A 17,545-nucleotide genomic window follows, 5' to 3' on the forward strand; every position below is an offset into this window, starting at 1 on the left:
GTCAACCTGCCAAGTTGAAGTTGCCCGACTGACCGTAGACGGCCAGAGTCACCAGAAGCGTCACGAACACCGCGCTCACCAACGACGTTCGCGTTGCTCTACCGACGGCCTCTCCTACCCCGGCCGGCCCACCGGAGGCGGTGAAGCCGTGATAGGTATGCACCAGCATGATCACCACCGCGGTCGCAACCGCCTGGACGAACGACCAGATCAGATCCGTTGGGATCAGGAAGGTTCGGAAGTAGTGGTCGTAAACGCCGGTGGACTGACCGTAGATGTAGGTCGTACCGAAGCGGGCCGCGAAAAACGACATCAACACCGCCACGCAGTACAGCGGGATCACCACCACCACGCCGGCCACCACCCGCGTGGACGCCAGATAGGCGATCGACCGAATCCCCATCACCTCCAAGGCGTCGATCTCTTCGTTGATCCGCATCGCACCCAGTTGCGCGGTGGCGCCCGCGCCGATGGTGGCGGCCATCGCGATGGCCGCGGTCAACGGGGCGATCAGCCGAACGTTGAAGAATGCCGACGCGAAACCGGTCAGGGCCTCCACGCCGACCTGCGCGAACTGGTTGTAGCCCTGCACCGCCACCAGCGCGCCGGTGGACAGTGTCAGGAAGCCGACGATCGCGACCGTCCCGCCGATCACCACCAACGCGCCAGTGCCCAAACTCATCTGCGCGATCAGGCGGACAAGCTCCCACTTGTAGTGGCGGAACGCCTCCACGATCGAGCGCACTGTTCGGCCGTAGAACTCGGCCTGCTCCCCGATCCGGTTCCACGACGTGGACCATTTCCGGAGCCGATGTCCGGTGCGAGGAAAACGCGTGCCCGCCACCACCGAAGAGGTCACATCGTCACCTTGACCCCGACCGCGGTGACCACCACGTTGATCACAAAGAGCGCGATGAAGGAGAACACGACGGTCTCATTGACGGCGTTGCCGACACCTGCGGGACCGCCGCCGACCGATGTGCCTTTGTAACAGGCGATCAAACCGGCGGTGAGCCCGAACAGCGCGGCCTTGATGAGCGATACGACGACATCGCCGAGCCCGGTCACCAGGGTGAGCCCGGCGACGAATGCCCCCGGCGTGACGTGCTGGAAGAACACCGAGAAAGCGAATCCGCCGGCGATGCCGACCAATACCACCAACGAAGACAACAGCAGCGCGACGAGCGTCGCGGCCAGCACCCGCGGCACCACCAACGCCTGGGTGGTGTTCACCCCCATCACCCGCAGTGCGTCGAGTTCTTCGCGGATGGTTCGCGCTCCGAGGTCGGCGCACATCGCGGTGGCACCGGCCCCCGCGACGACGAGCACGGTCACCATCGGTCCGATCTGGGTGACGGCGCCGAACGCGGCCCCGGTGCCGGAGAAGTCGCCCGCACCGAATTCGACGAACAGGATGTTGAAGGTGAACACGGTCAGCACCGTGAACGGAATCGACAGCATCAGCGTCGGAAGCATTGACACCCGAGCGACAAACCAACTCTGGGTGAGGAACTCCCGCCACGCGAACGGGCGCTGGAAGGCCAGCACGAGGGTGTCCAACGCCAGCGCGAAAAAGCCGCCCGCCGCGCGGACCGGCACCGCGACTAGGTTAACCGAAGCGACCACGATTACCTGACCGTCAGACCCGCGTCGACCGGCAGGGTCACACCGGTGATGAACCGCCCCGACTCCGAGCACAGGTACACCATCGCCTCGGTGACATCACCGCACTCGACCACCGGAGTGGGTAGCAGATTCTCCAGTGCCGCACCCATTTCGGGGTGCTCGACAAGGTATCGCTCGACCTGGGGGTTCATGATCATCGGCGTGGCGACGCCGGTGGGGTGCACCGAGTTGACCCGGATGCTGTGCTCGGCGAGCGTGGTGGCGTAGTAGCGCATCAGCCCTACAACACCGTGTTTGGCCGCGGTGTACCCCGCGCCGCCATGGCTTTTCGTCGCAAACCCCGGACCGACCGATTTGAGGCCGGCCGCCGAACTGGTGATCACGATGGCACCACCGCCACCGTGTCGCAGGAGCGCCGGTAGCGCCGCCTCGACGGTGAAGTAGACCCCGTTGAGCATCACGTCGATGGCATCCAGATACGCGATGAGTTGCCGCGATCGGTCTCCGAAGACCGGTCCGATGCCCGCATTCGCCAGCACATAGTCGATCCGGCCCAACTCGGCCACTGCGCCTTCCACCACCGCTGTCAGCCGTTCGACGTCGCGGACGTCGGCACGTTCAGCGACGATACGACGTCCTGTTTTTTCGACCAGGTTGACCGTCTCGTCGAGGTCCTCCGGGGTGGCCATCGGATAGTCGACGCTGTCGAGCTGTGCGCACAGGTCGACGGCGATGATGTCGGCGCCTTCCTCGGCGAACCGCACCGCGTGCGCGCGCCCCTGTCCCCTGGCCGCCCCGGTGACAAAGGCCACCTTGCCTTGAAACCGGGTTGTCATCTGCCCTACCTTTCGTCGACCGGATCGGTTGGCGCGAAACGAGATCGGATACCGACTCAGCCTCATTGTGGTGGTGCAAAACACATTTGGAAGACCAACCGGCAGGTTCGCGCAGGCTGCACAACCCGGTCCGGGATCTCTGTGCAGGACGACATGGCCGATATCCGTCGACGGCGCTTAGCTCCACACATGGCCCCTGTCCGAATTGAGCGCGACGGTCGTGTCGCGCACCTGGTGCTCGACCGCCCCGAGCGCCGCAACGCGCTCGACGAGGAACTCATCGAAGGTCTCGATGCAGCCGTGGCCGAATTGGAATCGACCTCCGGCATCGGCTGCGTGGTGGTTCGCGGCGAGGGTCCCGGGTTCAGCTCGGGAATCGACGCGACCACGCTGGCGAAACTCGCCACAGCGGAGGGACTTCGACGTATTCGCACCGCTTTCGTGGCCGCCTACGACCGGCTCGAACGGCTGCCGTTGCCGACCGTTGCGAGCGTGCACGGCTGGGCGATCGGCGCGGGATTCGAACTGGCTCTGGCCTGCGACCTGCGGGTGGTCACCGCGGACGCGACGCTGGGCCTGCCGGAAACCCGAATGGGTGTGGTACCCGACGTCGGCGGCACCGGCCGGCTGGTGGCGCTTCTCGGCGCCGGGCGGGCCAAGGAGCTGATCCTCACCTCGGCGATGATCGACGGAACGCGGGCCGGGCGTCTCGGCATCGCCACCCGCGTCACACCCGCCGCCAGGCTCGAGGCCGCCACATCGGCACTGACGGACGAGCTTTTGGCCTGTTCCACCACCGCCAACGGGCTGGCCAAGCGCATCATCGACCGCGCCGCCCGACCGACCTGGACCGAAACCCTCGACGACGAACTCGAGGCCCAGCTGCGGTGTATCAACACCCCCGAGTTCGCGACCGCCCACCGGCGATTCCTCGACGCACCGGGCGCCAACACCCCGCAGGCCCAGCGATGAAGCGGGCCGAACTCCAACTGCGCGTCGACGGAACCACCATCGCAGCTTGGCATTACGCCGCCGACGGCACCCACCGGCGACCATGCGTGGTGATGGCACACGGATTCTGCGGCACCCGGGACGCGGGGCTGGTGGGATTCGGCGAACGCTTCGCCGGTGCCGGCGTGGACGCCCTGTGCTTCGACTACCGAGGCTTCGGCGCATCCGGTGGCCGCGCACGCCAGGTCGTCGACCTGGCCGGTCAACGTCGGGACTACCACGCCGCCATCGCCGCGGCACGCACGCTGCCCCGCGTCGACGGTGTCGGGATCTGGGGTACCTCGCTGTCGGGCGGACACGTGTTCGCGGTGGCGGCCGAACGGCGTGACCTCGTCGCGGCGATCGCGCTGACACCGATCGTCGACGGGCTGGCGACACTGCTGCGGATGCGCCGGGCGATCGCCCCAAGGGTGGCGGCGCGGCTCACCGCGGCCGCGGTGCGTGATGCGATCGGCGCCCGCGCCGGACGCTCACCGGTCCTGCTGCCCGCGGTGGGGCCGCCGGGCACCGTCGCGATGCTCACCACGCCCGACGCACTCCCGGGGTACCTAGCCGCCGCTGCAGATGCACCGCTGTGGCGCAATGAATTCGCCGCGCGAATGCTGCTCGCGGTCCCCGGATACCGGCCGGGCCGGCACGCCGACCGCGTCCATTGCCCGATGCTCGTGCAGATCGCCGCGGCTGACCGCAACGCCCCACCCGATCTCGCCCGCGCCGCCGCCGGGCGCGCTGGCGCGACGGTGCACGAGTACCCATCCGCCGGCCATTTCGACGTCTACGACGGTGGGCCGGCATTTGAAGCCGTTGTCAACGACCAGATCTCGTTTCTGTCGTCGCTTTTGGAAAGGACCGCATCATGACCGCCGTCGAGGCTGCCACCCGCGCCTGCATCATCGGAGCCGGATCGGCAGGTCTGGCCGCATGCGTCGGCTTGAAGAATGCCGGGATCGACTTCGATTGTTATGAAAAAAGCGATCGCGTCGGCGGCCTGTGGGTCTTCGACAATGCCAGCGGTACCGCGGCCGCATACCGCACGCTGAGCTCCAACGCACCCAAGACGTATATGGGCTACCACGATTTCCCGATGTCCGCCGATCTGCCCGCCTACCCCAGCCACTGGGATTTCGCCAAGTACTTCGACGACTATGCGCGCCACTTCGGGATCCACCAACACATTCGGTTTCAGACCGAGGTCACCAATGTTTCACCCGCCGCGGGCGGGGGCTTCACGGTGCGGCTCGCCGACGGCAGCACCGAGAACTACGGCGCCGTGCTGGTGGCAAACGGTCACCACTGGGATAGGCGGATGCCGGAGCCGATGTTCCCCGGCACGTTCGACGGCATCGTGATGCACTCCCGGGACTACCGTGACGCAGCATTCTTGGCCGGTAAACGGGTGGTGGTCGTCGGAATCGGTAACAGTGCCGTCGACATCGCCACCGAAGCTGCCCATATGGCCGACGAAACGTATCTTTCAGTCAGACGCGGCGCGCACATCATGCCCAAGTACGTCTTCGGGATGGCGCCGCCGAACTGGTTGCTGAACTCAGCCTCACACAAGCCCGGTCGGATGCTGCTGGGTGCGCTGATGCGACTGGCCAACGGCCGCAGCGAGGACTACGGGCTGCCGGTACCGGATCATGCGTTCGGCGACGCGCACCCCACGATGTCGGCCTCCGTCATGGACGAGTTGCGGCTGGGCCGAATCAAGCCGAAGCCACAGATCGCCGAGCTTCTCGGCGACCGTGTCCGGTTCGTCGACGGCTCGATCGTGCAAGCCGACGTGATCGTGTGCGCCACCGGATACAAGATCACATTCCCGTTCTTCGAGGAGTCATACATTTCGGCCCCGGACAATCAGATCGCGTTGTATCAACGGGTGGTGCATCCGGACCGGCCCGGCGTCTTCTTCGTGGGGTTGTGCCAACCGCTCGGCGCCATTCAGCCGCTGGCCGAACTGCAGGGCAAATGGATCGGCGAACTACTGTCCGGGCGCAGCGCCCTGCCAGGCCGAAACGAGATGGTACGGGCGATCGACGCCGATCAACGTCGGCTGGCCAAGCGCTTCGTCGCCTCGACCCGCCACACGGTTCAAGTGGATCACAATCACTACCTCAAGACATTGCGACGCGAAATGCGCGCCGGACGCCGCCGTGCGCGTCGGCTCAGCCCGGACACCGCCGGTTCGGCACACCGCCCGGCAGGATTGGTGCGCGTACGGTGACCCGCGCGCCGGAGTCCCCCCGGCACCCACACCGTGCCCGGTAACATCGTCTCGGTGGTCGATCGGCTTACCGCCAATGATGCGATCATCGAGTGTGCGCATGATCTGGGTGCGCGGCTAGACGATGTCGCCGTGACGCTCAGCGAGCAGCTCGCCGGGTCGGTGCCGGAGTTCTTCGAGGACGACGACCTGGTGCGCGACGTCGAGGCCAGCGCGTACGGCAATGTCGCCGCGATGCTTTCGGTGTTCCGGTCGGAGAACGTGGCCGAAGAGGTGGGGATCCGGCCGGAGGTCACCGCTTTCGCCTCCACTGTCGCGCGTCGCCAACTGCCCCTCGAATCACTCATCCAGTCCTACCGGGTCGGTCAGACCCTGTTCTCCCGGCTCTGGATGGACGTTCTCGCCGAACGGCTCACCGAACAAGACGTTTTCATCGAAGCGATCCACCGGAGCTTCGATCAACTGAACGTGTATCTCGACCGCGTCGTCACCCAGTTGGTCACCGACTACGAACGGGAACGCGACCGCTGGTTGCGGGGAACGGCGGCGCGACGCGCCGCACTGGTCGAGCGGCTCCTGCGTGGGGACCGGATACCGGTGGACCACGCCAGCCACCAACTCGATCACGACCTGCGTGCCCCGCAGACTGCCCTGATCGCGTGGATGCCCTCACACGGTGAGGTTGAGCAGCAACTCGCAGCGCTCGATGTCTGCCTCACTTCGCTCATGTCCGCGGCAGGGGCATCGCGAATGCTGATGCTGCCCGTGGGCACCTGCGCCATGTGGGCATGGATCGCCGGCGAACCTGATCACGATCGACTCGCCGGCTGGGCGGACAAGCTGGTACACCCTGACGTGCTGATCGCCGTCGGTCAGACCGCGCTCGGCGGTGACGGCTTCCGGATCAGCCACGAACAGGCCTTGCGGGCGCGCCGCGTCGCCTCCCGCATGCCCGCGCCGCCGCGGGTCACGTTGCACGCCGATGTCGCGACCGTCGCGTTGCTCGCCGACGATCAAGACGAGGCCCGACGGTTCGTGGCCAGGACCCTCGGCGAACTGGCCGCCAGAACCAGCGCCGCCGAGCAGTTACGGGAGACGCTCTGGGTGTTCTTGCAGGAGGGCGGCAACACCCGCCGCGCCAGCGAACGACTGTTCATGCATCGCAACACCGTGCTGTACCGGTTACAGCGGATCGAGGCCTTGCTGGGCCATCCGCTGGAGGCGCGGCGACTTGATGTGGAGGTGGCACTGCTGCTCACCACGACATTCGGCGACGAAATGTTGCCGGCAGATCCGCCGGGCGGCTACTGAACCTGGACATCAAGCTCTGACCAATACCGCTTGCGCAGTTCACGTTTGAGCACCTTTCCCGCCCCGGAAGTGGGCAGCGCATCGACGAATTCGACGCTGCGCGGCGCCTTGTATCCAGCGATGTGACGCTTGGCGTGTTCGCGGATTTCCTCGCCGGATGTCCGTGCGCCGGACTGCAGCACGACCACGGCGTGCACCCGTTCGCCCCAATCCTCGTCGGGCACGCCGATGACCGCGCACTGAGCCACTGCCGGGTTACGTGCGACGGCGTCTTCCACCTCCACCGAGTACACGTTCTCACCGCCGGTGACGATCATGTCCTTTATGCGGTCCACGATGAACACATAGCCGGCGTCGTCCATGTATCCACCGTCACCTGTGCGCATCCACCCGTCGTGCAGGGCAGCGGCGGTCTGGTCGGGTTTGTTCCAGTAGCCGATCATGACATTGCCGCCTCGCACCACGATTTCGCCGACCGTGCCGAGCGGCACTTCCGAGCCGGTGTCATCGACGATGCGCACCTCACAGTGGGGTACCGCACGGCCCGCCGAACGCAACAGGTGCTTTTTGGTGTGGTCCTCGGGTCCCAGCATCGTCGCGATCGGCGCCAGTTCGGTCATTCCGTACGCCTGGGTGAACGACGCCTGGGGCAGTGCGATCGCGGCGCGTTCGAGCAATGCCTGCGGAATCGGTGAAGCGCCATACAAAATGGCGCGCAGGCTCGACAGGTCGTAGGTGAGAAGGTCGGGATGATCGACCAGCGCCTGCAGCATGGTCGGCACCAGCGCCACATCGGTGACACCCTGGCGCTGGATGGCCTCCAACACCGCCGCCGGATCGAAGCGCGGCACCATGACGTGTGTGCCGCCGAGCAGTGTGGCCGCACCCCACGCCGCGAGGTCGGCCAGGTGAAACATCGGCGCGGCATGAAGATAGCGGGTCTCGCGCCGCGGTTCGAACAGGTAGCCGGAGGCGACCGCACCCAGCCAGGAGGTCACCATCGCGGCGTGTGAGAGCATCACACCCTTGGGGTCTCCGGTGGTCCCGCCTGTGTAGAAGAGCCCGGCCAGCGCGTCGCCCCCGCGCCGGGCGTCCGGTGTGGCCGGCGCGTTCGCAATCAGCTGCTCGTAATCCACCACATCGTCGGGTGCCCCTTCACCGGTGTAGACCACGGTCGGCATCTTGTCGCAGTTCGCCCGGATCTGGGCAAGCATGTCGCGGTGCGCCTCGTCGACGATGAGCACTGACGTGCCGGAATCGGCGAGGGCATAACTGATCTCGCCGGCACTCCATCGGATGTTCAGTGGGGCGAGCACCGCGTCGGCCCACGGCACCGCGAGCAGGTATTCGTGGTAACGATCCGAATTCATCGACAGCATCGCGACTCGGTCCCCGCTACGCACGCCCAGCGTACGAAGTCCGCCGGCCAATCGGGCCACCCGCTCGGCCACGGTGCGAAAAGTCTGCTCGCGCCCACCGCAGACGGTCATCACCGCGTCGGGGGTTTGTTGTAGCCCTCGATGCAGTCCTTGGGTGAGGTACATTGCGTGGCCTTTCAGCCGTCGGCTCAGGGTTTCCCGCTGAGCATAGGAGCCCGGCAAAGTCAGGAGTCGCCAAAGTCGCAACCTGACAGGAAATTTCGAATAGTTTGGTCTGCGGCACAACCGGTCCGACTGTGGTCAGCCCAGACCGAGGACCGCGGCGCTCACAGCAATGGTGGCGGCATCGATATTGGCGAAGATGCGCAGGTGCGGTGTGGCCGCCACGTCGTTGATCACCCCAAGTGCCGCCTGCACCCTTATCCGGCAGAGGGTTTGGTCCCACGCCGGCTCCACCTGGCGCAGCAGGTGCACCCACTCGGCGATGTATTCGTGCTGTGCGGCGCGGGCCCGGTGTTGTTCGTGCGCCGGAAGTTCACGTATCTCCGAAATCAGCAGCGCGATGGCGTCAGGGGTTTCGAAGACATACTCGGCGTAGCCGGCCAGTAATCGCCGCAGTGCATCGTGCGGGCTGGCGGCCCGCGCAACCTGTCGACGCATATCGGCATGCAGCAGTTCGCTCCCCCGTGTGATCGCCGCGGCGAGAATGTCCTCCTTGGCGGCGAAATGGTTGTAGACGCTCGGTCCGGCGATGCCGACGCTGGCCCCGATGTCTTCGACGGTCACGCTGGCGAAACCGTTGCGCGCAAACAGCTTCATCGCCGTGTTGAGAATCGCTTCGCGCCGGGTTGGCGACCAGGTGCCCGCACCGTCGCCGGCCTGCACAGGTGTGCGTCGCAGCCGGGGCAGGGTTGCGCACGCGACCGACCGCATCATCTCGGTCATCAACGGCACGAACCGATCCGTCGGCAGCGCAAGGCCATGGAACGACACGCTGGTGGCCACGGCCAGAACGCACCATGCGAGCAGGTCGGTGACCTTGTCATCGACGCCGCGACGTTGACGCGCCAGCACGCGCGCCAGCCGCGACCCGATATCGCGCAACCGGTGCCGCAGTGCGGTGCGCGCCTCATCCGACAGGTGGCGGGCCTCCGCATGCCACAGCGCCCCGATCGGACGGTGCGCCAACATGGTCTCGGCCATCGCGGCCATGGGTTCGATCGTCGGATCGGCCAGCAGGCGGTCCAACAGTGCATCGACGACACCCAGCGCATCCGCCACGACGGCGTAGAGCAGATCTTCTTTGTTCGAGAAATGCCGATACAGCGCCGACGGTCCGATTGCGACCCGGTCGGCGATCTCCTTCATCGAGACCTGCGCATACCCGTTGCGGTAGAACAGGTCGGTGGCGGCAACGACGATGAGGTGACGGCGGTTGGCCGGACGGGTGCCCCGCACAGGACGATCCGACCCCGTCACATTTCACCTGCCTCGTCGTTTCCGGCTGGCGCCCCTTGGCGCGCCGCGCCCGAATCGTATCCGGTGCACCGGCGCACCCTCTACCAGTCACGATTTCACCGCAAACCGCCTGATCTTCTCGACGGCTGCGGGTTCACGCAGGGCGACCGACTGGGCGCGCGTTTCGGCGAGCAACTGGTCTGCCAGACTCGATGTCAGGGCGTTGTCGATCAGCTCGCGGGTGGCCACCACGGCAGAGCGGTTTCGCGCCAGCCTGCCGGCGAATGCGTAGACCTGGTTCAGCACCTCAGCGTCGGGTACGCATCGCCAGATCAGTCCCCACCGCTCGGCCTGTTGCGCATCGATTCGCCCGCCGGTCAACGACATGGCGAGCGCCCGGGCCCGCCCGACCAGTCGGGGCAGTATCCAGGTCGCACCGGCGTCGGGCACGATGCTCAGCGAATCCACCTGTGGGACCAGGAAGTACGCGGATTGCGCGGCAATGGTGATGTCGGCGAGCAGGGCCAACCCCAGGCCTCCGCCCGCGCACGGACCGTTCACGGCGGCCAGTACCGGCACCGGCGCATCGAGGATGGCTTGACACATCGGGTTCAGACGCACTGTCATTTCATGCTGCACCGATGCCGACAGATCTCCGACGTCGGCGTCGAGGTCGATGAGGTCCAGCCCGGCCGAGAATCCCCGGCCCGCGCCGGTGATCACCAACGCGAACACGTCATCTCTGGTCGTGAGATCGCTTACCGCAGCCCGGATATCGTCCATGACCGGCCACGTCAATGCGTTGAGCCGGTGCGGTCGTTGCAATGTGATGGTTGCGATGCCACCGCGAATGCCGGTGTGCACCATCGTCAGATGTTGAACCCGCCGGCGCAGACCAGGGTCTGCCCGCTGACGTAGTCGGATTCAGGTGTGCACAGCAGGTAAACCGCGCCAGCGGCCTCTTCCGGGCTGCCGCTGCGGCCCAGTGGGATCGACTGTTCCATCACGGCCAGTAGGTCCGGGTTCACCCCGACCTTGATTGTCCGGCCTGCGACGTCGATGCTGCCGTCGCCGTCCGCGGCCGTATCGGTGAGCCTGGTCCGGATCAGCCCGAACGCAACGGTGTTCACGGTGACGTTGTAGCGGCCCCACTCCTTTGCCATGGTCTTGGTCAGCCCGGTCACCCCGGCTTTGGCAGCGGCATAGTTGGCCTGACCGGGGTTGCCACCCAGGCCCGCGACCGAGGAAATGTTGACCACCTTGCGGCACGGCACCGCGATGCGATCCGCCTTGGCGGATTTCACGAGTTGCGAGATCACCGGTTGGGCCGCCCGCAGGATCTGGAACGGCGCCTTCAGGTGAACGTCGAGCACCGCGTCCCACTGTTCATCGGTCATCTTCTGGATGACCGAATCCCAGGTGTAGCCGGCGTTGTTGACGATGATGTCCAGGCCACCGAAGGTGTCCACCGCGGTACCGACGAACGTCTCGGCGAATCCCTCGTCGGTGACGCTGCCCGGTACGGGAACCGACCTGCCGCCCATGCGTTCGATCGCCCGCGCGGTCTCGGCGGCAGGGCCGCTGTCGAGGTCGTTGACGACGACGGCGGCGCCCTGGCTCGCCAGCTTCAGTGCAATGCAGTTGCCGATACCGCGCCCGGCGCCGGTCACGATGGCGACCTTACCGCTCAGATTTCCCATCTTCTGCTCCTACTGGTTGTTCTCAGATCGCCACAACGGCGTCGCCCGAGAGGGTTTCGGTGCCGTCGGGCAGCGTGACCGACAGCGCGAGCGTGACGCGCCGTTCTCCGTCGACGATGTCGACGGAGACGATGCGTCCGCGTGCGGTCGGCTCGGCATGCACCGGCGTGATCGCACAGAACCGGACCCCGTAGGACCTGATGGCTTCTGGCGCTACCCAGCCGGTCAGCAAGCGCGCCAGATAGGCCATCGAGAGCATGCCGTGGGCGAAAACGTCCGACAGGCCCGCCGACTTCGCCACGTCGAGGTCGATGTGCATCGGGTTGTGGTCACCGGACGCGCCGGCGAACAATGCCAGCGTCGTCCGGGTGACCGGGTCCAAGCGCAACGGAGGCAGTTCGGCGTCGACCTCGGGAACGAACGTTTCGACCGTCATTTCGCGACGTCCGGGTTCCGCACCACCAGCACGGACTTGAGATCGGCCACCGCGCTGCCGTCCTGGCGGACGACGGCGGTGTCCTTGACCACGAACTCCAGCGCACCGCCTCTTTTGCTGTAGACGTCGACGATCTTCGGCCTGGCTGTCAGGAGGTCCCCGGCGAAGGCCAGCGAATGATAGGTGAACCGCTGCTCGCCGTGCAGCACATAGCGCAGGTCGATGCCCAGCTTGCTGACCCAGTCGAAGGGGTCGGGCCGCTCGAGTTCGATGGCGAAGAGAAACGTCGGCGGTGCGGGAAGCGCGGGGTGCCCGGCGGCCTTGGCGGCGGTTTCGTCGGTGTAGATCGGGTTGGTCTCACCGATCGCCTTCGCAAAGAACTTCAGCCGCCCGGCGTCGAGGGCCAGCTCGGTGGGGGGCAGCTCAGTGCCGTTCACCTTTGGGTCAACGGCCACGCTCAGCTCACCTTCTCATACAGGCTCACGACGGCTGCACCACCCAGCCCGATGTTGTGTTGCAACGCAAGTCCGACTCCGTCGACCTGCCGTGCGCCTGCCGTTCCGCGCAACTGCCACACCAACTCCGCGCATTGCGCCAATCCAGTGGCACCCAGCGGATGCCCTTTGGACAGCAGACCTCCCGACGGGTTGGTGACCACCCGCCCGCCGTAGGTGTTGTCGCCGTCGGCGATGAACTTCTCGGCGGTGCCCTCAGGGGTGAGGCCGAGGGCCTCATAGCTGAGCACTTCGTTGGTGGTGAAGCAGTCGTGCAGTTCGACGACTCCGATGTCCTCGGGTCCGATACCCGCCGCGTCGTACACCTGCTGCGCCGCGGCTTTGGTCATGTCATAGCCGACGATCTTCATCATGGACCGCTCTGCGAAACTCGACGTCGAGTCGGTGCTCATCGCCTGCGCCCGCACCGCAACCGTGGCCGCGATGTCGTTCTTTCTGGCGTAGCTCTCGCTCACCAGAACCGCTGCGGCCGCGCCGCATGTGGGTGGGCAGCACTGCAGGCGGGTCAGCGGACCGTAAATCACCGGTGACGCGAGCACCTCATCGACGGTGACCGGATCGCGGAACACGGCGTACGGATTGTGTGCCGCGTGTTTGCGCGCCTTGACCGCAACCCGGGCGAAAAGGTCGTCATCCGTGCCGTATCGGTGACAGTACTCGCGACCGGCGCCGCCGAAATACTGTGCAGCGAAAGGCGCATCGCTTTCCTCTTGGATGTCACGGACCACCTCGGAGAAGCGGTCGAACGGTGTGGGGCGGTCAGTGTAGGACATCGCCAGCGCCCCGCGGCGCATCTGTTCGAAGCCCAGTGCCAGAACGACATCGACGACGCCGTGTTCGATGGCCTGACGTGCCAGGAACAAGGCCGAGGAACCGGTGGCGCAGTTGTTGTTGACATTGACGACCGGAATGCCGGTGGTGCCCAACCGGTACAGCGCGGTCTGTCCCGACGTCGAGTCACCGTAGACGTACCCGACGTAGGCTTGCTGCACTGCCTGATAGCCCACCCCCGCGTCGGTCAACGCCATCCGGGTGGCCTGTTCGCCCATCAAATCGTAGGTGTCGGTGTTGCGGGGTGTGCGAAACGGGATCATCCCGACACCGGCGACGAGAACGCGATTGCCCATCATCTCTCCTGACCGTTGATCATCGCTGAAGCTAGCAGTGATTCACTTAGAGAGCAATATGCATCTACCGGACTGGAATACAGTGGTATTCAGATAGCTCTCTCAGGAGATTGCTTGGGTATAGCTATGAGTTGTTCACTTCTGGCCGATTGGCCAGGAAATCGCGTGTCGGCCGGTCAGCCGGCGATCGCCTGAAGAGCCTGCGGTAGGGATTCTTCAGAGCGTTGCGGGCCCACCACGGCCGCGCCGTAAGGCCGCGCCAGCAGCCTGCGCGCCACCGCGTTCACCTCGTCGATGGTCACGGCGTCGATTTTGGCGAGGGTCTGCTCGATGGTGCGGTGTTCGCCGAAGTTCAACTCGCTGCGCCCGATGCGGTTCATCCGCGAGCCCGAGTCTTCCAGCCCCAGCACCAGCCCGCCCCGCATCGAGCCCTTCGCGATCCGGCACTCCGTTTCGGTGATGCCGTCGCGCGCCACGTTCTGCAGCACCTCGGTAATCACCGCGACCACGTCGTCGAAGCGTTCCGGTAGGCACGCGGTATAGATGGACAGTGCGCCGCTGTCGGAGAACGTGTCGACGGTCGAGTACACCGAGTAGGCCAGCCCGCGGGTCTCTCGAATCTCTTGGAACAGCCGCGAACTCAGGCCGCCGCCCAGTGCGTTGTTGAGCACCGCCAACGCCCAGCGGTGCTCCCAGTGGCGTCCGGGCGTGCGCACGCCCAGCGACAGATGGGTCTGCTCGGCGTCGCGGCTGACCAGGTGCAGGCTCGGGTGCCCGCCGACCCGGCCGGTGCCCTTGCGCGGCGGCACCGGGTTGCGGCCGCGGACCAGGCGAGGCCCGAAGTAGTGGCGCACCAACGCGACGACGTCGTCGTGCTCGACGTTTCCGGCCACCGCCACGACCATGCGCTGCGGTGTGTAACGGCGAAGGTGAAACGAGTGCAGTTGCGCGCGGGTCATTGCCGAAACCGAATCCACGCTGCCGATGACCGGCCTGCCGACCGGATGCGCGCCGAACATCGCCGACAGGAACACGTCACCGAGGGTGTCCTCGGGGTCGTCGTCGCGCATCGCGATCTCCTCGAGCACCACGTCGCGTTCGACCTCGACATCGTCCTCGACGCAGCGGCCGCGCAGCACCACGTCGGCGACCAGGTCGACGGCCAACTCCAGGTCGGTATTGAGCACGTGCGCGTAGTAGCAGGTGTGCTCCCTGGCCGTGAACGCGTTCAGCTCACCGCCGACCGCGTCGACGGCCTGGGCGATGTCCACGGCTGTGCGCGTCGGCGTCGACTTGAACAGCAGGTGTTCCAGGAAATGTGCGGCGCCGGCGACGGTGGGCCCCTCGTCTCGGGACCCGACGTCCACCCACACCCCGACCGATGCCGAAAGCACCGACGGGATGTACTCGGTCACTACCCGCAGGCCGCCCGGCAGGAGTGTGCGGCGCACCATCGGGGGGTGGGCGGGCGACGATGTCGTGAGGTCCCGGGCCGATGACTCGGCGTCAGCTCCGGCGCGCCGCAACGCTCTAGCTGCTGCCGGCTGCGGCATCTGCTGATGCAGGCTCCGAGTTGGCGTCGGCCGCCGGATCGTCTTCGTTGACGAGGATCAGCGAGATCTTGCCCCGGGAGTCGATGTCGGCGATCTCCACGCGCAGCTTGTCGCCCACCTTGACCACGTCTTCGACCTTCGCGATGCGCTTGCCCCTGCCGAGCTTGGAGATGTGCACCAGGCCGTCACGGCCGGGCAGCAGCGACACGAAAGCTCCAAAGTCAGTGGTCTTCACCACCGTGCCGAGGAACCGCTCACTGATCTTGGGCAACTGCGGGTTGGCGATCGCGTTGATCTTGTCGATCGCGGCCTGCGCGGACGGTCCGTCGGTGGCCCCGACGAACACGGTGCCGTCGTCCTCGATCGAGATCTGCGCACCGGTTTCCTCGGTGATCTGGTTGATGACCTTGCCTTTGGGCCCGATCACCTCGCCGATCTTGTCCACCGGCACCTTGATCGTGGTGATCCGCGGCGCGTACGGGCTCATCTCATCGGGCCCGTCGATCGCCTCGTTCATCACCTCGAGGATCGTCAGCCTGGCGTCCTTGGCCTGCGCCAGCGCACCGGCCAGCACCTGCGACGGGATGCCGTCGAGCTTGGTGTCGAGCTGCAGCGCGGTGACGAAGTCCTTGGTGCCCGCGACCTTGAAGTCCATGTCGCCGAACGCGTCTTCGGCGCCGAGGATGTCGGTCAGCGCGACGAACCGGCGTTCGATCGTCGTGCCGGAGGATCCCTCGACCTCGATGTCGTCGGAGACCAGGCCCATCGCGATGCCCGCGACCGGCGCCTTCAGCGGCACACCGGCGTTGAGCAGTGACAGCGTCGATGCGCACACCGAGCCCATCGACGTCGAGCCGTTGGAGCTCAACGCTTCTGACACCTGGCGGATCGAGTACGGGAATTCCTCGATGCTGGGCAGCACCGGCATCAACGCCCGCTCGGCCAGCGCGCCGTGGCCGATCTCGCGGCGCTTGGGCGAGCCGACCCGACCGGTCTCACCGGTCGAATACGGCGGGAAGTTGTAGTGGTGCATGTAGCGTTTGCTGGTTTCGGGTCCCAGCGAGTCGATCTGCTGGGCCATCTTCATCATGTCCAGCGTGGTGATGCCGAGGATCTGCGTCTCACCGCGCTCGAACAGAGCGCTGCCGTGCGCGCGGGGCACCACGGCCACCTCGGCGCTCAACGCCCGGATGTCGGTGATACCGCGGCCGTCGATACGGAAGTGGTCGGTCAGGATGCGTTGGCGCACCAGCTTCTTGGTCAGCGACCGGAACGCGGCGCCGATCTCCTTCTCGCGGCCCGCGTACTGCTCGGCCAGCCGTTCGAGCACCTCGGCCTTGATCTCGTCGGTGCGGTCGTTGCGCTCCTGCTTACCCGGGATGGTCAGCGCTTCGGACAGCGCGTCGTTGGCCACCGAGGCCACGGCGTAGTAGACGTCGTCGCCGTACTCGGGGAACACCGGGTACTCACCGACCGGCTTGGCGGCGCGCTCGGCGAGCTCCTGTTGGGCCCGCACCAGCGTCCTGATGAACGGTTTGGCGGCTTCGAGCCCTTCGGCGACAACGGATTCCGTCGGCGCCTGCGCGCCACCTTCGACGAGCTCGATCACGTTGTCGGTGGCTTCGGCCTCGACCATCATGATCGCGACCTCGTCCTCTTGCCCGTCGCTACCGGGGACGACACGACCGGCGACGACCATGTCGAACACCGCACGCTCGAGCTGCTCGACGGTCGGGAACGCCACCCAGGTGCCGTCGATCAGCGCGACCCGCACGCCGCCGATGGGTCCGGAGAACGGCAGCCCGGCGAGTTGGGTGGAGATCGACGCGGCGTTGATCGCCACCACGTCGTAGAGCTGGTTGGGATCCAGCGACATCACGGTGACGACGACCTGGATTTCGTTGCGCAGGCCGTCGACGAACGACGGGCGCAGCGGGCGGTCGATCAGCCGGCAGGTCAGGATCGCGTCGGTGGACGGGCGACCTTCCCGGCGGAAGAACGAGCCGGGGATGCGGCCGGCGGCATACATGCGCTCTTCGACGTCGACCGTCAGCGGGAAGAAGTCGAAGTGGTCCTTCGGGTTCTTGCTGGCGCTGGTCGCCGACAACAGCATGGTTTCGTCGTCGAGGTAGGCAACGGCGGAGCCGGCGGCCTGCTGGGCCAGCCGACCGGTTTCAAAGCGGATGGTGCGGGTGCCGAAGCTCCCGTTGTCGATCACGGCGGTTGATTCGTACACGCCGTCTTCGATTTCAACTACAGACATATGCGTCCGTATGGCCTCTCTGGATTCTTTTTCACTGTTTCGCGTCGTCACAGCGTGTGAACCACCGGCCTGGATGCGGCTACGGCCATCGATCGAAGCTGCCGGT

16 protein-coding genes are annotated in these 17,545 nt (G+C 66.1%); 4 read left to right on the top strand and 12 right to left on the bottom strand.

What is annotated here, in order from left to right:
* Position 1: 1 nt before the first annotated feature.
* Genes K3U96_RS16010 through K3U96_RS16020 form a run of 3 tightly spaced genes read right to left on the bottom strand, consistent with a single transcriptional unit; the run spans position 2 to position 2,462 of the window.
* A complete protein-coding gene (locus K3U96_RS16010; protein ID WP_220693550.1) occupies positions 2–844 on the bottom strand; it encodes an ABC transporter permease in 843 nt (280 codons plus the stop codon).
* An 11-nt stretch (positions 845–855) separates the two neighbouring features.
* Positions 856–1,626, bottom strand: coding sequence for an MlaE family ABC transporter permease (locus tag K3U96_RS16015; protein ID WP_069403332.1), 771 nt, complete (start codon positions 1,624–1,626; stop codon positions 856–858).
* Positions 1,627–1,628: 2 nt separating this feature from the next.
* Positions 1,629–2,462 carry a mycofactocin-coupled SDR family oxidoreductase gene (locus K3U96_RS16020; RefSeq protein ID WP_220690349.1) on the bottom strand — a complete coding sequence of 278 codons (834 nt, stop codon included), beginning with the start codon at positions 2,460–2,462 and terminating at the stop codon, positions 1,629–1,631.
* A gap of 189 nt (positions 2,463–2,651) precedes the next feature.
* On the opposite strand from K3U96_RS16020, the gene K3U96_RS16025 reads away from it, so the two are divergent.
* From K3U96_RS16025 to K3U96_RS16040, 4 genes are read left to right on the top strand one after another with little or no spacing between them, the layout of a single operon-like run.
* Entirely contained in the window at positions 2,652–3,434 is a 783-nt protein-coding gene (locus tag K3U96_RS16025; protein ID WP_220690350.1) for an enoyl-CoA hydratase/isomerase family protein, read from the top strand.
* A complete protein-coding gene (locus K3U96_RS16030; protein WP_069403335.1) occupies positions 3,431–4,333 on the top strand; it encodes an alpha/beta hydrolase in 903 nt (300 codons plus the stop codon). The genes K3U96_RS16025 and K3U96_RS16030 overlap by 4 nt, the downstream gene beginning before the upstream one ends.
* A complete protein-coding gene (locus K3U96_RS16035) occupies positions 4,330–5,697 on the top strand; it encodes a flavin-containing monooxygenase (protein ID WP_220690351.1) in 1,368 nt (455 codons plus the stop codon). Before K3U96_RS16030 ends, K3U96_RS16035 begins: the two co-directional genes overlap by 4 nt.
* A gap of 54 nt (positions 5,698–5,751) precedes the next feature.
* Positions 5,752–7,008, top strand: a complete 1,257-nt coding sequence (locus K3U96_RS16040; RefSeq protein ID WP_220690352.1) for a PucR family transcriptional regulator — start codon at positions 5,752–5,754, stop codon at positions 7,006–7,008.
* Here the strand turns inward: K3U96_RS16040 and K3U96_RS16045 are convergent.
* The 9 genes from K3U96_RS16045 to K3U96_RS16085 form a co-directional block, all read right to left on the bottom strand.
* Positions 7,002–8,552: a long-chain-fatty-acid--CoA ligase gene (locus K3U96_RS16045; protein ID WP_220690353.1), complete on the bottom strand. Its 1,551-nt coding sequence runs from the start codon at positions 8,550–8,552 to the stop codon at positions 7,002–7,004. The two genes, K3U96_RS16040 and K3U96_RS16045, sit on opposite strands and share 7 nt — an antisense overlap.
* A gap of 135 nt (positions 8,553–8,687) precedes the next feature.
* Complete coding sequence (locus K3U96_RS16050) at positions 8,688–9,866, bottom strand: TetR/AcrR family transcriptional regulator (RefSeq protein WP_220690354.1); 1,179 nt, start codon at positions 9,864–9,866, stop codon at positions 8,688–8,690.
* Positions 9,867–9,953: 87 nt separating this feature from the next.
* Entirely contained in the window at positions 9,954–10,712 is a 759-nt protein-coding gene (locus tag K3U96_RS16055; RefSeq protein ID WP_069408111.1) for an enoyl-CoA hydratase/isomerase family protein, read from the bottom strand.
* Between the two features lie 2 nt (positions 10,713–10,714).
* Positions 10,715–11,545, bottom strand: coding sequence for an SDR family NAD(P)-dependent oxidoreductase (locus K3U96_RS16060; protein ID WP_069408112.1), 831 nt, complete (start codon positions 11,543–11,545; stop codon positions 10,715–10,717).
* 22 nt (positions 11,546–11,567) lie between these two features.
* Positions 11,568–11,981, bottom strand: a complete 414-nt coding sequence (locus K3U96_RS16065) for a MaoC/PaaZ C-terminal domain-containing protein (protein WP_220690355.1) — start codon at positions 11,979–11,981, stop codon at positions 11,568–11,570.
* On the bottom strand, positions 11,978–12,436 hold the full coding sequence (locus K3U96_RS16070) for a MaoC family dehydratase N-terminal domain-containing protein (RefSeq protein ID WP_220690356.1): 459 nt from the start codon (positions 12,434–12,436) through the stop codon (positions 11,978–11,980). The genes K3U96_RS16065 and K3U96_RS16070 overlap by 4 nt, the downstream gene beginning before the upstream one ends.
* A 2-nt stretch (positions 12,437–12,438) precedes the next feature.
* Complete coding sequence (locus tag K3U96_RS16075) at positions 12,439–13,623, bottom strand: lipid-transfer protein (RefSeq protein WP_220690357.1); 1,185 nt, start codon at positions 13,621–13,623, stop codon at positions 12,439–12,441.
* Positions 13,624–13,799: 176 nt separating this feature from the next.
* The gene (locus tag K3U96_RS16080; RefSeq protein WP_069406984.1) at positions 13,800–15,077 is read right to left on the bottom strand and encodes a M16 family metallopeptidase; all 1,278 of its coding nucleotides are present in this window, start codon (positions 15,075–15,077) and stop codon (positions 13,800–13,802) included.
* A 76-nt stretch (positions 15,078–15,153) separates the two neighbouring features.
* Positions 15,154–17,439 (bottom strand): polyribonucleotide nucleotidyltransferase, encoded by a 2,286-nt coding sequence (locus K3U96_RS16085; protein ID WP_220690358.1) that lies wholly within the window; start codon positions 17,437–17,439, stop codon positions 15,154–15,156.
* Between the last annotated feature and the right edge of the window lie 106 nt (positions 17,440–17,545).

This window comes from Mycolicibacterium holsaticum DSM 44478 = JCM 12374, assembly GCF_019645835.1.
Classification (GTDB): domain Bacteria; phylum Actinomycetota; class Actinomycetes; order Mycobacteriales; family Mycobacteriaceae; genus Mycobacterium; species Mycobacterium holsaticum.

Coding starts and splice junctions, on each gene's coding strand:
- K3U96_RS16085 (WP_220690358.1), bottom strand. CDS start 17,439: ATGTCTGTAGTTGAAATCGAAGACGGCGTGTACGAATCAACCGCCGTG.
- K3U96_RS16035 (WP_220690351.1), top strand. CDS start 4,330: ATGACCGCCGTCGAGGCTGCCACCCGCGCCTGCATCATCGGAGCCGGA.
- K3U96_RS16065 (WP_220690355.1), bottom strand. CDS start 11,981: ATGACGGTCGAAACGTTCGTTCCCGAGGTCGACGCCGAACTGCCTCCG.
- K3U96_RS16055 (WP_069408111.1), bottom strand. CDS start 10,712: ATGGTGCACACCGGCATTCGCGGTGGCATCGCAACCATCACATTGCAA.
- K3U96_RS16075 (WP_220690357.1), bottom strand. CDS start 13,623: ATGGGCAATCGCGTTCTCGTCGCCGGTGTCGGGATGATCCCGTTTCGC.
- K3U96_RS16080 (WP_069406984.1), bottom strand. CDS start 15,077: ATGGTGCGCCGCACACTCCTGCCGGGCGGCCTGCGGGTAGTGACCGAG.
- K3U96_RS16020 (WP_220690349.1), bottom strand. CDS start 2,462: ATGACAACCCGGTTTCAAGGCAAGGTGGCCTTTGTCACCGGGGCGGCC.
- K3U96_RS16030 (WP_069403335.1), top strand. CDS start 3,431: ATGAAGCGGGCCGAACTCCAACTGCGCGTCGACGGAACCACCATCGCA.
- K3U96_RS16045 (WP_220690353.1), bottom strand. CDS start 8,552: ATGTACCTCACCCAAGGACTGCATCGAGGGCTACAACAAACCCCCGAC.
- K3U96_RS16025 (WP_220690350.1), top strand. CDS start 2,652: ATGGCCCCTGTCCGAATTGAGCGCGACGGTCGTGTCGCGCACCTGGTG.
- K3U96_RS16060 (WP_069408112.1), bottom strand. CDS start 11,545: ATGGGAAATCTGAGCGGTAAGGTCGCCATCGTGACCGGCGCCGGGCGC.